Source organism: Streptomyces sp. NPDC015346 (assembly GCF_043078785.1).
In the GTDB taxonomy this organism is placed as follows: Bacteria; Actinomycetota; Actinomycetes; order Streptomycetales; family Streptomycetaceae; genus Streptomyces.
The window spans coordinates 61,080-73,879 of sequence record NZ_JBIBTW010000009.1 but is presented as its reverse complement, the minus strand read 5'-3'; the positions used below and the strand labels follow the sequence as shown (position 1 = coordinate 73,879).

Annotated in this window: 8 protein-coding genes; 3 read left to right on the top strand and 5 right to left on the bottom strand. The window is 71.2% G+C overall.

All coding sequences use genetic code 11. The features are described 5' to 3' along the window. Positions 1-23: 23 nt before the first annotated feature. The 4 genes from ACF06X_RS28930 to ACF06X_RS28915 are packed head-to-tail and all read right to left on the bottom strand — an operon-like array spanning position 24 to position 7,948. Entirely contained in the window at positions 24-1,763 is a 1,740-nt protein-coding gene (locus ACF06X_RS28930) for a GAF domain-containing protein (protein ID WP_392290254.1), read from the bottom strand. A gap of 20 nt (positions 1,764-1,783) precedes the next feature. Then, positions 1,784-5,401, bottom strand: coding sequence for a thiol reductant ABC exporter subunit CydD (cydD, locus tag ACF06X_RS28925; protein WP_392290253.1), 3,618 nt, complete (start codon positions 5,399-5,401; stop codon positions 1,784-1,786). Positions 5,402-5,416: 15 nt separating this feature from the next. After that, the gene (gene cydB, locus ACF06X_RS28920) at positions 5,417-6,421 is read right to left on the bottom strand and encodes a cytochrome d ubiquinol oxidase subunit II (RefSeq protein WP_392290252.1); all 1,005 of its coding nucleotides are present in this window, start codon (positions 6,419-6,421) and stop codon (positions 5,417-5,419) included. A gap of 18 nt (positions 6,422-6,439) precedes the next feature. Continuing rightward, on the bottom strand, positions 6,440-7,948 hold the full coding sequence (locus ACF06X_RS28915; RefSeq protein WP_392290251.1) for a cytochrome ubiquinol oxidase subunit I: 1,509 nt from the start codon (positions 7,946-7,948) through the stop codon (positions 6,440-6,442). Positions 7,949-8,154: 206 nt separating this feature from the next. Here ACF06X_RS28915 and ACF06X_RS28910 point away from each other — a divergent pair, with 206 nt between their 5' ends. Continuing rightward, positions 8,155-8,532, top strand: coding sequence for a cyclophilin-like fold protein (locus tag ACF06X_RS28910; RefSeq protein WP_392290250.1), 378 nt, complete (start codon positions 8,155-8,157; stop codon positions 8,530-8,532). A 25-nt stretch (positions 8,533-8,557) separates the two neighbouring features. On the opposite strand, the gene hisC is transcribed toward ACF06X_RS28910, so the two are convergent. Then, complete coding sequence (hisC, locus tag ACF06X_RS28905) at positions 8,558-9,673, bottom strand: histidinol-phosphate transaminase (RefSeq protein ID WP_392290425.1); 1,116 nt, start codon at positions 9,671-9,673, stop codon at positions 8,558-8,560. A gap of 378 nt (positions 9,674-10,051) precedes the next feature. Between hisC and ACF06X_RS28900 the strand changes: the two genes are divergently transcribed. Both ACF06X_RS28900 and ACF06X_RS28895 read left to right on the top strand, forming a co-directional pair. Next, complete coding sequence (locus tag ACF06X_RS28900; protein WP_392290249.1) at positions 10,052-11,158, top strand: LacI family DNA-binding transcriptional regulator; 1,107 nt, start codon at positions 10,052-10,054, stop codon at positions 11,156-11,158. Between the two features lie 260 nt (positions 11,159-11,418). Continuing rightward, entirely contained in the window at positions 11,419-12,705 is a 1,287-nt protein-coding gene (locus tag ACF06X_RS28895) for a metallophosphoesterase (RefSeq protein WP_392290248.1), read from the top strand. Positions 12,706-12,800: the final 95 nt, after the last annotated feature.

The following is a 12,800-nucleotide window of genomic DNA, read 5'->3' as shown; positions in this document are numbered from 1 at the left end:
TCCGGACCCGGGACCCCCGCGGGCTACAGCGGTGCCTCCCACACCACCGTCGTACCGCCGCCGTCCTCGCCGATGCCCGGGCCGCACCAGCTCGACCCGCCCAGCGACTCCGCGCGTCGGGCCAGGTTGCGCAGTCCGCTGCGCCGCCCGCCCTCCGGAATGCCCACGCCGTCGTCGGCGACCGAGAGCCGGACGCCGGCGGTGCCGTCCGGCAGCTCCGCCCCGGCGTCGACGACGACCTCGATCCGGCTCGCCTCCGCATGGCGGAAGGCATTGGACAGCGCTTCCCGCAGAGCGGCGATGAGGTTCTTGCCGGTGAGGTCGCCGACCGTCGAGTCGATCGCGCCGAGGAAGCGGTGCGCGGGCTTGAAGCCGAGCGGCACGGCCGCCATGTTGATCTCCCGCAGAATCCGGGTGCGCAGCCCGGACGGGGCCTCGGCCGGTCCCTGCTGGAGCGCGAAGATGGCGGTACGGATCTCCTGGATGGTCACGTCGAGTTCGTCCACCGCCTTGCCGACCCCGTCGCGCACGGCCGGCACGACCGACTTCCGCTGGGCGCTCTCCAGCATCATCCCGGTGGCGAACAGCCGCTGGATCACCAGGTCGTGCAGGTCACGGGCGATCCGGTCACGGTCCTCGTAGACGGCGAGGCGCTCCCGGTCCCGCTGCGCGTCGGCCATCATCAGCGCGAGCGCGGCCTGGGAGGCGAACTGTGTGGCCAGGGTCCGCTCGGTCTCGGTGAACGGCCGAGCGCCCTTCGCGCGGGGGGCGGCGAGCGCGCCGAGCACCTTCCCTCCGCTCTGCAGCGGCAGCAGCATGCTGGGCCCGTACGGCGCCGCGAGCCGGCTGAACATGCGCGGGTCCGTGGAGGCGTCGTCGAGGAACACCGCCTCGCCGTCGAGCAGCCGCTCCACCACCGGGTTCTTCGAGGGGATCACCACGCCCAGCGACGTGGTCGCCCGCTCCGAGGCGACGGCGACGATCTCCAGGCCGCCGTCCTCGGCGGGCAGGAGGACGATCCCGGCGGCCGCGTCGGCGAGCCGGCGGGCCTGCTCGGCCACGACCGTGAGCGCTTCGTCCGCGTCGCCCCCGGCGAGCAGGGCCGTGGTGACGGCGACGGATCCGTCGATCCAGCGCTCGCGCCGGCGGGCGGCTTCGTAGAGGCGGGCGTTGCCGATGGCGATCCCCGCCTCGGTCGCGAGGACGCGCACCATGTGGACGTCGTCGTCGGTGAACTCGCCACCCTTCTTCTCGGCCAGGTAGAGGTTGCCGAAGATCTCTCCCTGGACCCGGACGGGCATGCCGAGGAAGCTGCGCATCGGAGGGTGTCCGGCCGGGAAGCCGGCGGCCCGCGGGTCGGCGGACAGATCGGCGAGCCGGATCGTCGCGGGGTCGCGGATCAGTGCGCCGAGCAGCCCCGCATGCCCGTCGGGGCGCCGGCCGATCCGGCGGGCCACGTCCTCGCCGACGCCGTGGGTGACGAAGTCGCAGAGCCCGTCGCCCTCCTCGTCGACGACGCCGATGGCGGCGTAGCGGGCGTCGGCGAGTTCGGCGGCGGTCCGGCAGATGCGGTCGAGGGTGGAGTGCAGTTCGAGGCCCGTGCCCACCGAGCGCATGGCCTCCAGGAGCTGCGGCACGCGCGCGGTGAGCTCGGTGGACAACCCCTGGAGGCCGCGGGTGGCCCGGGCCGCGGCTTCGAGCGGGTCGGATTCCAGCGGCCTGGTCTCCAGCGGGTCCGGGTCGTCGGGCACGGCGGCGGTCATGCACGCGAGCCTAGTAAGTCCTATTTGGCAAGAAAAGTCGGGTTTCCGTGACCGACCCCGCCCGGGGCGAGCAGCAGGTCGCTCTCCCGCTCCCGCAGCAGCATCCGGCGCAGGGGCCCGTCGGCCTCCGCCAGCGCCGCGTACGGACCCCGCTGCACGGTCCGGCCCTCGTCCAGGACCACCACCTCGTCGACGGCGTCGAGGCCGCGCAGACGGTGGGTGATCAGGACGGTGGTGCGGCCCTCGGTGGCCCGCAGCAGGTCGTCGGTGAGCGCGTCCGCCGTGACCAGGTCGAGGTGTTCGGCCGGCTCGTCCAGGACGAGGACGGGGAAGTCGGCGAGCAGCGCGCGGGCGAGGGCGAGGCGCTGGCGCTGGCCCCCCGAGAGACGCGACCCGTGCTCGCCCACCAGGGTGTCGAGACCGTCCGGCAGGCTCTCCACCCAGTCGAGGAGACGGGCCCGGCCGAGCGCGGCGCGCAGCTCCTCGTCGCTCGCACCGGTACGGGCCAGCCGCAGGTTCTCGCGGAGGGTGCTGTCGAAAATGTGCGCGTCCTGGGCGCAGAGTCCGACGAGGCGACGGACGTCGTCGCCGTCGAGCGCCGCCGCCTCCACCCCGCCGAGCCGGTACGAACCGGCGTCGGCGTCCAGGAAACGGAGCAGCACCTGGGCGAGCGTGGTCTTCCCGGACCCGGAGGCACCGACGACGGCGACCCGCCGCCCGGCCTCCAGGGTGAGCGTGAAGCCGCCGAGCGCGTCCCGCTCCTGTCCGGCGTGACGGGCGGAGAGGTCGGTGACCTCCAGCGGGAACGGACTGCGCGGAGGCGCGGCGGCGTGTTCCGGCTCGTGTACGGGCACGGGCGCGTCGAGCACCTCGAACACGCGCTCGGCACTGCGCCTGACGCGCTGGCGGTACTGCACGGCGAGAGGGAGTCCGGTGACGGCCTCGAAGGCGGCGAGCGGGGTGAGGACGACGACCGCCAGCGTCACCCCGTCGAGCCGCCCGTCGCGAACCGCCTGGACGCCGACGAGCGCGGCGGCGACGACCGTCAGGCCGCAGACGAGCGCGGAGAGGCCGGCCCCGAGCGCGGTGGCGGCGGCCTGGCGTGAGGCGATGGAGGTGAGCGACCGGTCGGCGACCCTGGTCCGCTCGACACGGTCCCTCAACGCCCCCGCCACGGTCAGTTCGGCGCAGCCGCGCAGCAGGTCGACGACCGCGGTGGCGAGCGCGCCGCGGGCGGGCGCGAGTCGGCGCTCGGCCCGGCGGGCGAGGGCGCCACTGACCAGCGGTACGGCCACCCCGGCGGCCAGCAGGCCGATGGCGAGCACCGCCCCGGCCTCGGGCAGCAGCCAGGCGGTGAACCCGACCGAGCCCGCTCCCACCACAAGCGCGGCGCCCGCGGGAAGCAGCCAGCGCAGCCAGTAGTCCTGCAGGGCGTCGACGTCCTGGACGAGCCGGGAGAGCAGGTCGCCGCGGCGGGTGCGGCGCAGCCCGGCGGGGGCGATGCGCTCAAGCCGCCGGTACACGGAGACGCGGAGCTCCGCGAGCATCCGCAGGACGGCGTCGTGGGACACGATCCGCTCGGCGTACCGGAACACGGCCCGGCCGATGCCGAACGCCCGCGTGGCGGTGACGGCCATCATCAGATACAGCACCGGGGGCTGCTCGGAGGCCCTGGAGATGAGCCACCCGGACACGGCCATGAGCCCCACGGCGGAGCCCAGGGCCAGACTTCCGAGCAGCAGCGCGAGCCCCATCCGGCCCTTCAACTCGCCCGCCATCGCGCGGACGCGCCGGAGGACCGACCGTCCGGCACCGGTCGGCGTGCCGGAGGCCATCGGTGCGTCGTCGGACGTCGGGACCACGGAAGGCGGGGCGGTGACCGACGGCACAGCTGAGGCCGACAGCGTGGCAGAGGCCGACGGCCCGGCAGCCCTCGACCGCCCGGCAGCCGTCGGCGGTGTGACACCGTCCCCCGCCTCCGGCGCCGTCCCGGTCGCCCGCTCCGGGCGCCGCAGCTCCACCACGCGGTCCGCGACCGAGAGCAACGCCGGGCGGTGAACCACCAGAAGGACCGTGCGGCCGGCCGCGAGCCGGCGCACCGCGTCGACGACGGCCGCCTCCGTGGCGCCGTCGAGCGCGGCCGTCGGCTCGTCCAGAAGCAGCAGCGGCCGATCGGCCAGGAAGGCGCGGGCCAGGGAGAGTCGCTGGCGCTGCCCCGCCGACAGGCCGGCGCCGTCCTCCCCCAGCATCGTGTCGGCCCCGTCCGGAAGCTCCGCGACGAACCCGTCCGCCCCGGCGTCCCGCAGGGCCTCCCGTACCGCCTCGTCGGAGGCGTCCGGCCGAGCCAGGCGGACGTTCTCGGCGATGGTGCCGGCGAAGAGGTAGGGCCGCTGCGGCACCCAGGCGATCCGGGAGCGCCACTCCGCCATGTCCAGCTCACCGAGCTCCACGCCCCCGACCCGGACGGAGGAGCCCGTCTCCGGAGTGGCGAATCCGAGCACCACGTCGAGCAGGGTGGACTTGCCGACACCGCTCGGTCCCACCAGGGCCACCGTCTCGCCCGGCTCCACGACCAGCGAGACCGCGTCCAGCGATGCTTCGCTCCGGCCGTCGTGACGAACGGTCACGTTCTCCAGCTCGATGCGCGCGGACGGGGGCACGACCGCCCCGCGCCCGTCCACCGCCGGGGTCTCCAGCACCTGGAAGATCTCCTCCGCCGCGGCCAGCCCCTCCGCCGCCGCGTGGTACTGCGCCCCGACCTGCCGGATCGGAAGGTAGGCCTCGGGAGCCAGGATCAGGATGACCAGACCCGTGTACAGGTCCAGGTCGCCGTGGACAAGCCGCATACCGATACCGACCGCGACCAGCGCGACCGACAGCGTGGAGAGCAGTTCCAGGGCGAACGACGAGAGGAACGCGATGCGCAGCGTCTTCATCGTCGCCCGCCGGTACTCCGCCGTGATCGACCGGATCGACTCGGCCTGCGCCTTCGCCCGTCCGAACACCTTCAGCGTGGGCAGCCCGGCCACCACGTCCAGGAAGTGGCCGGACAGCCGGGACAGCAGCTTCCACTGACGGTCCATGCGGGCCTGGGTGTACCAGCCGATGAGGATCATGAAGAGCGGAATGAGCGGCAGCGTGACCACGATGACGGCGGCCGAAATCCAGTCCTCGGTGACGATCCGCGCCAGGACCGCCACCGGCACCACCACCGCGAGCCCCAGCTGCGGCAGATAGCGCGAGAAGTAGTCGTCCAGCGCGTCCACGCCGCGCGTCGCGAGGGCGACCAGCGAGCCGGCCCGCTGTCCGCCGAGCCACCCCGGCCCCAGCGCCGCCGCCTGCTGGAGCAGCCGCCCCCGCAGCTCGGACTTGACCGCCGCGCCCGCCCGGTGGGCGGCCAGCTCGGTCAGCCAGGAGACAAGGCCGCGCCCCACCGCGACACCCGCGAGCAGGAACAGGGGCGTACGCAGGTCGGAGACGGGGAGGCCTTTCTGGAAGGCCCCCACCACCACCTCGGCGATGAGCATCGCCTGGGCGACGACCAGCGCCGCCCCGGCCAGGCCGAGCACCACCACGGCCGCGAGGAAGAGGCGGGTGGCTCGGGCGTACCGGAGCAGGCGCGGGTCGATCGGTTTCACGTGAAACATCCCCCACTAGTGAGCGGCGTCGGCGATGTGCTGCGTGCCGATCCGCTTGCGGAACACCCAGTAGGTCCAACCCTGGTAGAGCAGCACCAGAGGAGTGGCGATCGCCGCCAACCAGGTCATGATCTTCAGCGTGTACGGGCTCGACGACGCGTTCGTCACGGTCAGGCTCCACGCGGGGTCGAGCGAGGACGGCATGACGTTCGGGAAGAGCGTCAGGAACAGCATCGCGAACGCCGCCGCGATGGTGACGCCCGACAGCGCGAACGACCAGCCCTCGCGCCCGAGCCTGATCGCGCCGATGGCGGCGCCGAGCGCCACCACGGCGACGAGCATGGCGGCCAGGCTCCAGACGTCGCCCTTGTCGGCCTGGGTCCAGGTCAGGAACCCGAGGGCGAGGACAACCGTGACCGGTCCGAGCTTCAGGGCGAGCGCCCGGGCCCGTACCCGGATGTCCCCCACCGTCTTGAGCGCGGCGAAGACCGCCCCGTGGAAGGTGAAGAGCGCGAGCGTGACGAGGCCGCCGAGGATCGCGTACGGGTTGAGCAGGTCCCCGAAGGTGCCCACGTACTCCTTGTCCGCGTCGATCGCGACTCCGCGCACGATGTTGCCGAAGGCGACGCCCCACAGCACCGCGGGGATCAGGGAGGTCCAGAAGATGGCCTGTTCCCAGTTGCGCTGCCAGTTCTCCTCCGGCCGCTTCGCCCGGTACTCGAAGGCCACACCGCGCACGATGAGGCAGACCAGGATGAGCAGCAGCGGCAGGTAGAAGCCGGAGAAGAGGGTCGCGTACCAGTCGGGGAACGCGGCGAAGGTCGCGCCGGCGGCCGTCAGCAGCCAGACCTCGTTGCCGTCCCAGACGGGGCCGATGGTGTTGATCAGGACCCGCTTCTCGGCGCGGTCGCGCGCGAGCAGCTTGGTCAGGACGCCGATCCCGAAGTCGAACCCTTCGAGGAAGAAGTAGCCGATCCAGAGGACGGCGATGAGTACGAACCAGACGTTGTGGAGTTCCATGCCTCGATCTCCTGAGCCTCAGTACGAGAAGGCCATGGGCCGGTCGGGGTCACGGTGTTCCCCGCCGATCTTGGTGGGCGGGTTGAGGTCGTCCTCGCTGAGCTCGGGCGGTCCGGCCTTGACGTACTTGACCAGGAGCCTGACCTCGATCACGGCGAGCACGGCGTAGAGCAGGGTGAAGACGATCATCGAGGTGAGGACCTCGCCCGTGGAGACGCCGGGGGAGACCGCGTCCCGGGTGCGCAGCACGCCGTAGACGACCCAGGGCTGGCGGCCCATCTCGGTGAAGATCCAGCCCCAGGAGTTGGCGATCAGCGGGAAGAGCATGGTCCAGAGGGCGACGAGCCAGTACCACTTCGTCAGGCGGGGGCTGAGCGCCTTCCGCCGGAACAGGACCAGGTTCGGCACCTCGTCCTCACCGGTCCGCATCCCCGGCGGCAGCAGGAACCTCTTCCGGGTCAGCCAGAGACCGAGCATGCCGAGGGTCAGCGAGGCCATGCCGAAGCCGATCATCCAGCGGAAGCCCCAGTAGGCGACGGGGATGTTCGGCCGGTAGTCGCCGGGGCCGAACTTCTCCTGCTCGGCCTTGTTGACGTCGTTGATGCCCGGCACGTGCGAGGTGAAGTCGCCGTTCGCGAGGAAGGACAGCACGCCGGGGATCTCGACGGCGACCTTGTTGTGGCCCTTCTCGACGTCGCCGTAGGCGAAGATCGAGAAGGGTGCGGGTGCTTCGCCGTCCCACAGCGCCTCGGCGGCGGCCATCTTCATCGGCTGCTGCTTGAACATGACCTTGCCGAGCAGGTCACCGCTGATCGCCGTGCCGAGTCCCGCGATGATCAGGGTGATCAGACCCAGCCGCAGCGAGGTCCGCATCACCGGGACGTGCTTCTTGCGCGCCAGGTGGAAGGCCGAGATGCCCACCATGAACGCGCCGCCGACCAGGAAGGCGGCCGTCATGGTGTGGAAGAACTGGGTGAGGGCGGTGTTCTGGGTGAGCACCAGCCAGAAGTCGGTGAGCTCGGCCCGGCCCCGCTCCTCGTTGATCCGGTAGCCGACCGGGTGCTGCATCCAGGAGTTGGCCGCCAGGATGAAGTACGCGGAGAGGATCGTGCCGATCGAGACCATCCACATGCAGGCCAGGTGGATCTTCTTCGGCAGCTTGTCCCAGCCGAAGATCCACAGGCCGATGAAGGTCGACTCGAAGAAGAAGGCGATCAGCGCCTCGAAGGCGAGCGGGGCGCCGAAGACGTCGCCGACGAAGCGCGAGTAGTCGGACCAGTTCATGCCGAACTGGAACTCCTGCACGATGCCTGTGACCACACCCATGGCGATGTTGATCAGGAAGAGCTTGCCCCAGAACTTCGTCGCCCTGAGGTACTTCTCCTTCCCCGTACGTACCCATGCCGTCTGCAGACCGGCGGTGAGCGCGGCGAGGGAGATCGTCAGAGGAACGAAGAGAAAGTGGTAGACGGTGGTGATGCCGAACTGCCAGCGCGCCAGAGTCTCTGGCGCCAGAGCGAGGTCCACGTCGTCTTCTCCTTACATCGCCGTGGTCACAGGGGGCAGCCTGCCCCTTTAATCCCACCCATCCCGGGATGAACTGTGACACGCTTGTGAACGCGTTCACATTCACAAGCATTATGGCTCATACGAAATCCGTACGTAAGACCGGGGTACCCCTACTCGAAGGTCACCTCTTCCCCAGACCTTCAACATATTGTTGAATCTGGGGTATGACCCTTCGGATCCGTATCTCCTGGCCGGCCGGGCACACCACGGCCACTCTTGAGGAAACCCCCACGAGCAAGGCGCTCATGGGGGCTCTCCCGATCTCCTCCACCGCCCGCACCTGGGGCGAGGAAGTGTATTTCGACACACCTGTCTCCGCCGCCGTCGAAGCCGACGCACGGCAGGTGGTCGAGCCGGGCACCGTCGCCTTCTGGACCGAGGGCGACGCGCTCGCCCTCCCCTACGGCCCCACCCCCATATCCCGGGGCGACGAATGCCGGCTCGCCTCTCCCTGCAACCTCCTGGGCGCACTGGACGCGGACCCCCGCGTCCTGGCCACCGTCCGCGACGGCGACCCGATCCGCGTGGAGCCGGTGGACTAGGCGGCCAGGTGACCAGGGGGCGCCCTCAACCCTCCTTGCGGAAGCCCTCCGCCGCCTTCAGGAACAGGTCGTTGGCCTCGCACTCACCGATCGTGACGCGCACGCCCTCGCCCGCGAACGGACGCACCACCACGCCGTGCCGCTCGCACTCCGCCGCGAAGTCCACCGTCCGCTCGCCGAGCCGCAGCCAGACGAAGTTCGCCTGGGTGTCCGGCACGGTCCAGCCCTGGGCCACAAGCCCCGCGTGGACCCGCTCGCGCTCCCCCACCAGGGAACCGACCCGCCCGAGCAGCTCGTCCTCGGCCCGCAGCGACGCCACCGCCGCGTCCTGCGCCAGCTGGCTCACCCCGAACGGCACCGCCGTCTTGCGCAGCGCCGCCGCCACCGGCTCATGGGCGATCGCGAACCCGACCCGCAGCCCCGCGAGGCCGTACGCCTTGGAGAACGTACGCAGCACGGCCACGTTCGGGCGGTCACGGTAGAGCTCGATGCCGTCCGGGATGTCGGTGTCACGGACGAACTCGCGGTACGCCTCGTCGATCACCACCAGGACGTCCGAGGGCACCCGGTCCAGGAAGCGCTCCAGCTCGGCCCGGCGCACCGCCGTACCGGTGGGGTTGTTCGGGTTGCAGACGAAGATCAGCCGGGTGCGGTCGGTGATCGCCGCCGCCATCGCGTCGAGGTCGTGCACCTCACCGTCGGTCAGCGGCACCTGCACCGACGTCGCCCCGCTGATCTGCGTGATGATCGGGTACGCCTCGAAGGAACGCCAGGCGTACATCACCTCGTCGCCCGGGCCCGCCGTCGACTGGATCAGCGACTGCGCGACACCGACCGAGCCGGTGCCCGTGGCCAGGTGCGAGAGCGGGACGTCGAAGCGGTCCGCAAGCTCCGCCATCAGCCCCGTGCAGCCCATGTCCGGGTAACGGTTGAAGGACGCGGCCGCGGCCAGCGCGCTCTCCATGACACCCGGCAGCGGCGGATACGGGTTCTCGTTGGAGGAGAGCTTGAAGGCGACCGGACCGCCCGCGGCGGCGGGCTTGCCCGGCTTGTAGGTGGGGATGCCGTCCAGCACCGCGCGCAGCTTCGGGCCGCCCGCGCTCGCCCCGCCGGTCCCGCCTGCTCCGCCGGTCTCGCTCACTGCGCTCACTGTGGTCCTCCTCGACCGTCCGTACCACCAATACTCCTCACCTTATGAGGATTCGCCTCCGCTGCGAATGGGCTGTGGACAACAGGTGGGACAAGCTGTGGACAAGAGGGGGAGCGCGGGCTCGGGTGGCGTGCGCCGGTGGCGGGCGCCGTGGCGCGCATCCCCCGTAGAGGTGAGTTGAGACCTCTTCGAGACCTCGTCGCCTTGGCAGGCGCACACGTGTCGACAACCCAAGATCACACGCGAACGCCCTTAACTCCCTTGCTTTCCAAGGGGTTTGACCGCGACCGACCATGCAGAAACGTGCCTGTCAACGCGTGCATATGCGACCGGCCCGACCACCCGCCCTCGCCCTACTATCGGCTCGCCATGACAGCAGCAGGGAAGCACCAGGTGAGCCGGGCACAGACCCGGGGAAGCCGGCAGGGACGAGCGGGCATCCGGGACGTGGCCGCCGCAGCCGGGGTCTCCATCACGACTGTCTCCGACGCGCTCAACGGCAAGGGCCGGCTCCCGGACGCCACCCGCCGCCACGTCCGCGAGGTCGCAGACCGGCTGGGCTATCGCCCATCCGCAGCGGCCCGCACGCTCCGTACCGGCAAGTCGGGCCTCATCGGCCTGACCGTGACGACCTACGGGGATGAACCTTTCACCTTCACCGAATTCGCGTACTTCGCGGAGATGGCCAGAGCCGCCACATCGGCCGCACTCGCACGCGGCTATGCCCTGGTCATCCTCCCCGCCACCTCCCGCCATGACGTCTGGTCGAACGTCGCCCTCGACGGCACCGTCGTCATCGACCCCTCCGACCACGACCCGGTCGTCACCGAACTCGTCCGCCAGGGTCTGCCCGTCGTCTCCGACGGACGCCCCGCCGGCACCCTCCCGGTGACCGCCTGGGTCGACAACGACCACGAAGCCGCCGTACTCGACCTCCTCGACCATCTCGCCGACGCCGGCGCCCGCCGGATCGGCCTCCTCACCGGCACCACCACGGACACCTACACCCGCCTGTCCACCACCGCGTACCTCAACTGGTGCGAGCGGGTCGGACAGGACCCCGTCTACGAGGCCTATCCGGCGCACGATCCGTGCGCGGGCGCCGTCGCGGCCGACCGGCTGCTCGCCCGCCCCGACCGACCCGACGCCGTGTACGGACTCTTCGACCCCAACGGGACCGATCTGCTGGCGGCGGCCCGCCGCTACGGACTGCGCGTCCCGGACGATCTGCTGCTGGTCTGCTGCAGCGAATCGACCGTCTACGCCAACACCGAACCACCGATCACGACACTCTCGCTGAAGCCGCGCCGGATCGGCACGGCCGTCGTCCAGCTCCTCATCGACGCCATCGAGGGGGTCGACACCGACGGACCGGTCGAGCAGGTGATACCGACCGAACTGATCGTCCGGACGTCCTCACAGAGGCGTTCGCCCCGCACGACCGTCAGCCCGCCCCGGTCACCCGCGAAGGACTAGAAGGACTAGAAGGGGAGGAGAAGGGCCAGTACGCGGCGAGGTTCCGGCCCAAACCCAGGGTCGGCCCGGCCCCGACCCTGGCCTGGACCTTCTCAATTCGGGCGAAACAACCGGTGAACCCGGAGTGGACCCGGATTCACCACCCCTGGTGCGTCACACAGGAGGACCCTCATTCCTATGATGGGCGCACGACATCGCGGACCACCCCGACCAGGCCGGTCCGTGATGTGCAGGGCGTCACGACGGTGGTGGAGGGGTCGATGACTCAGGGGGCCGGGCAGGAACCCGTGGTGCGCACGGCGACATTGCGTGACTTCCGCGTACCGCCGTACGCCCGCGTGCCCGTGCAGGGTCACGCCACCGAACCGCCCACCGAACCACCCGCCGAGCAGTCCGCCGGGGCCCACGGGGTCCCCGTCGCCCCGCCGGTGCCGCTCGGTCCCCCCGTCGACGCCATCGCCCCGCCGGTGCCGCTCGGTCCCCCGGTCGGCCCCGCCTCGTCGCTCGCCCCCACCCTCCGGCTGAGCCACGTCACCACGCCGCCCGCCGCCGGTTCGTCCATCGTCGCCGTCGCCACGGGACACCCCGGCAACGCCTTCCCGGAGGACGACCTCCCCGAGGGCTACACCCCCACCGAGCGGGACCTCCCGGTCATCAACCGGGGAGACACCGTGCAGGTCCGCGTCGACCCGGTCCCGTCCCCCGCCCCGGCGCCCGCCGGCGAAGGGCCCGGCCCGCTCTACGTGGTCGGTGACGTCCACGGCTACCTCGACGAACTGCTCGTCGCCCTGCGCGAGCAGCGCCTCATCGACGAGAACGGCGCCTGGGCGGCCGGCAACGCCCGTCTCTGGTTCCTCGGCGACTTCACCGACCGGGGCCCCGACGGCATCGGCGTCATCGACCTCGTCATGCGGCTGTCCGCCGAGGCCGCCGCCGCCGGCGGCTACTGCAAGGCCCTGATGGGCAACCACGAACTGCTCCTCATCGGCGCCAAGCGCTTCGCCGACACCCCGGTCAACTCCGGCGCCGGCACCGCCACCTTCCAGGCCGCGTGGCTGCTCAACGGCGGCCAGAAGCACGACATGGACCGCCTCCAGGACGTCCACCTGCAGTGGATGTCCCGGCTCGACGCCGTGGTGGAGGAGGACGGCCACCTCCTGATGCACTCCGACACCACCGCGTACCTCGAGTACGGCTCCACCATCGAGGACGTCAACGAGACCGTCCACGAGATCCTCAACCGGAACGACGCCGACGAGGTCTGGGACCTCTTCCGGAAGTTCACCAAGCGCTTCGCCTTCCGCGACGACGCCGGCCCCCAGGCCGTGCGGGAGCTGCTCGGCACGTACGGAGGCGGCCGGATCGTCCACGGGCACAGCCCCATCCCGTACCTCCTCGGGCAGGTCGGCACCGAGGACGACGAGGGCGGCGCGGGGCCGGTCGTCGACGGCCCGCACGTCTATGCGGACGGTCTGGCCATCGCCATGGACGGCGGCGTGACGATGGCCGGAAAGCTGCTGGTCGTCCAACTGCCTCTCCAGCGCTGAGGCATAACCCTGCGCATCCGGGGAAGTCGATTTCCGGAAACCCCCTGTCACGCTGTGCCGTAACCGCAATACCATCGGCTCATCCGTAGCAGGCT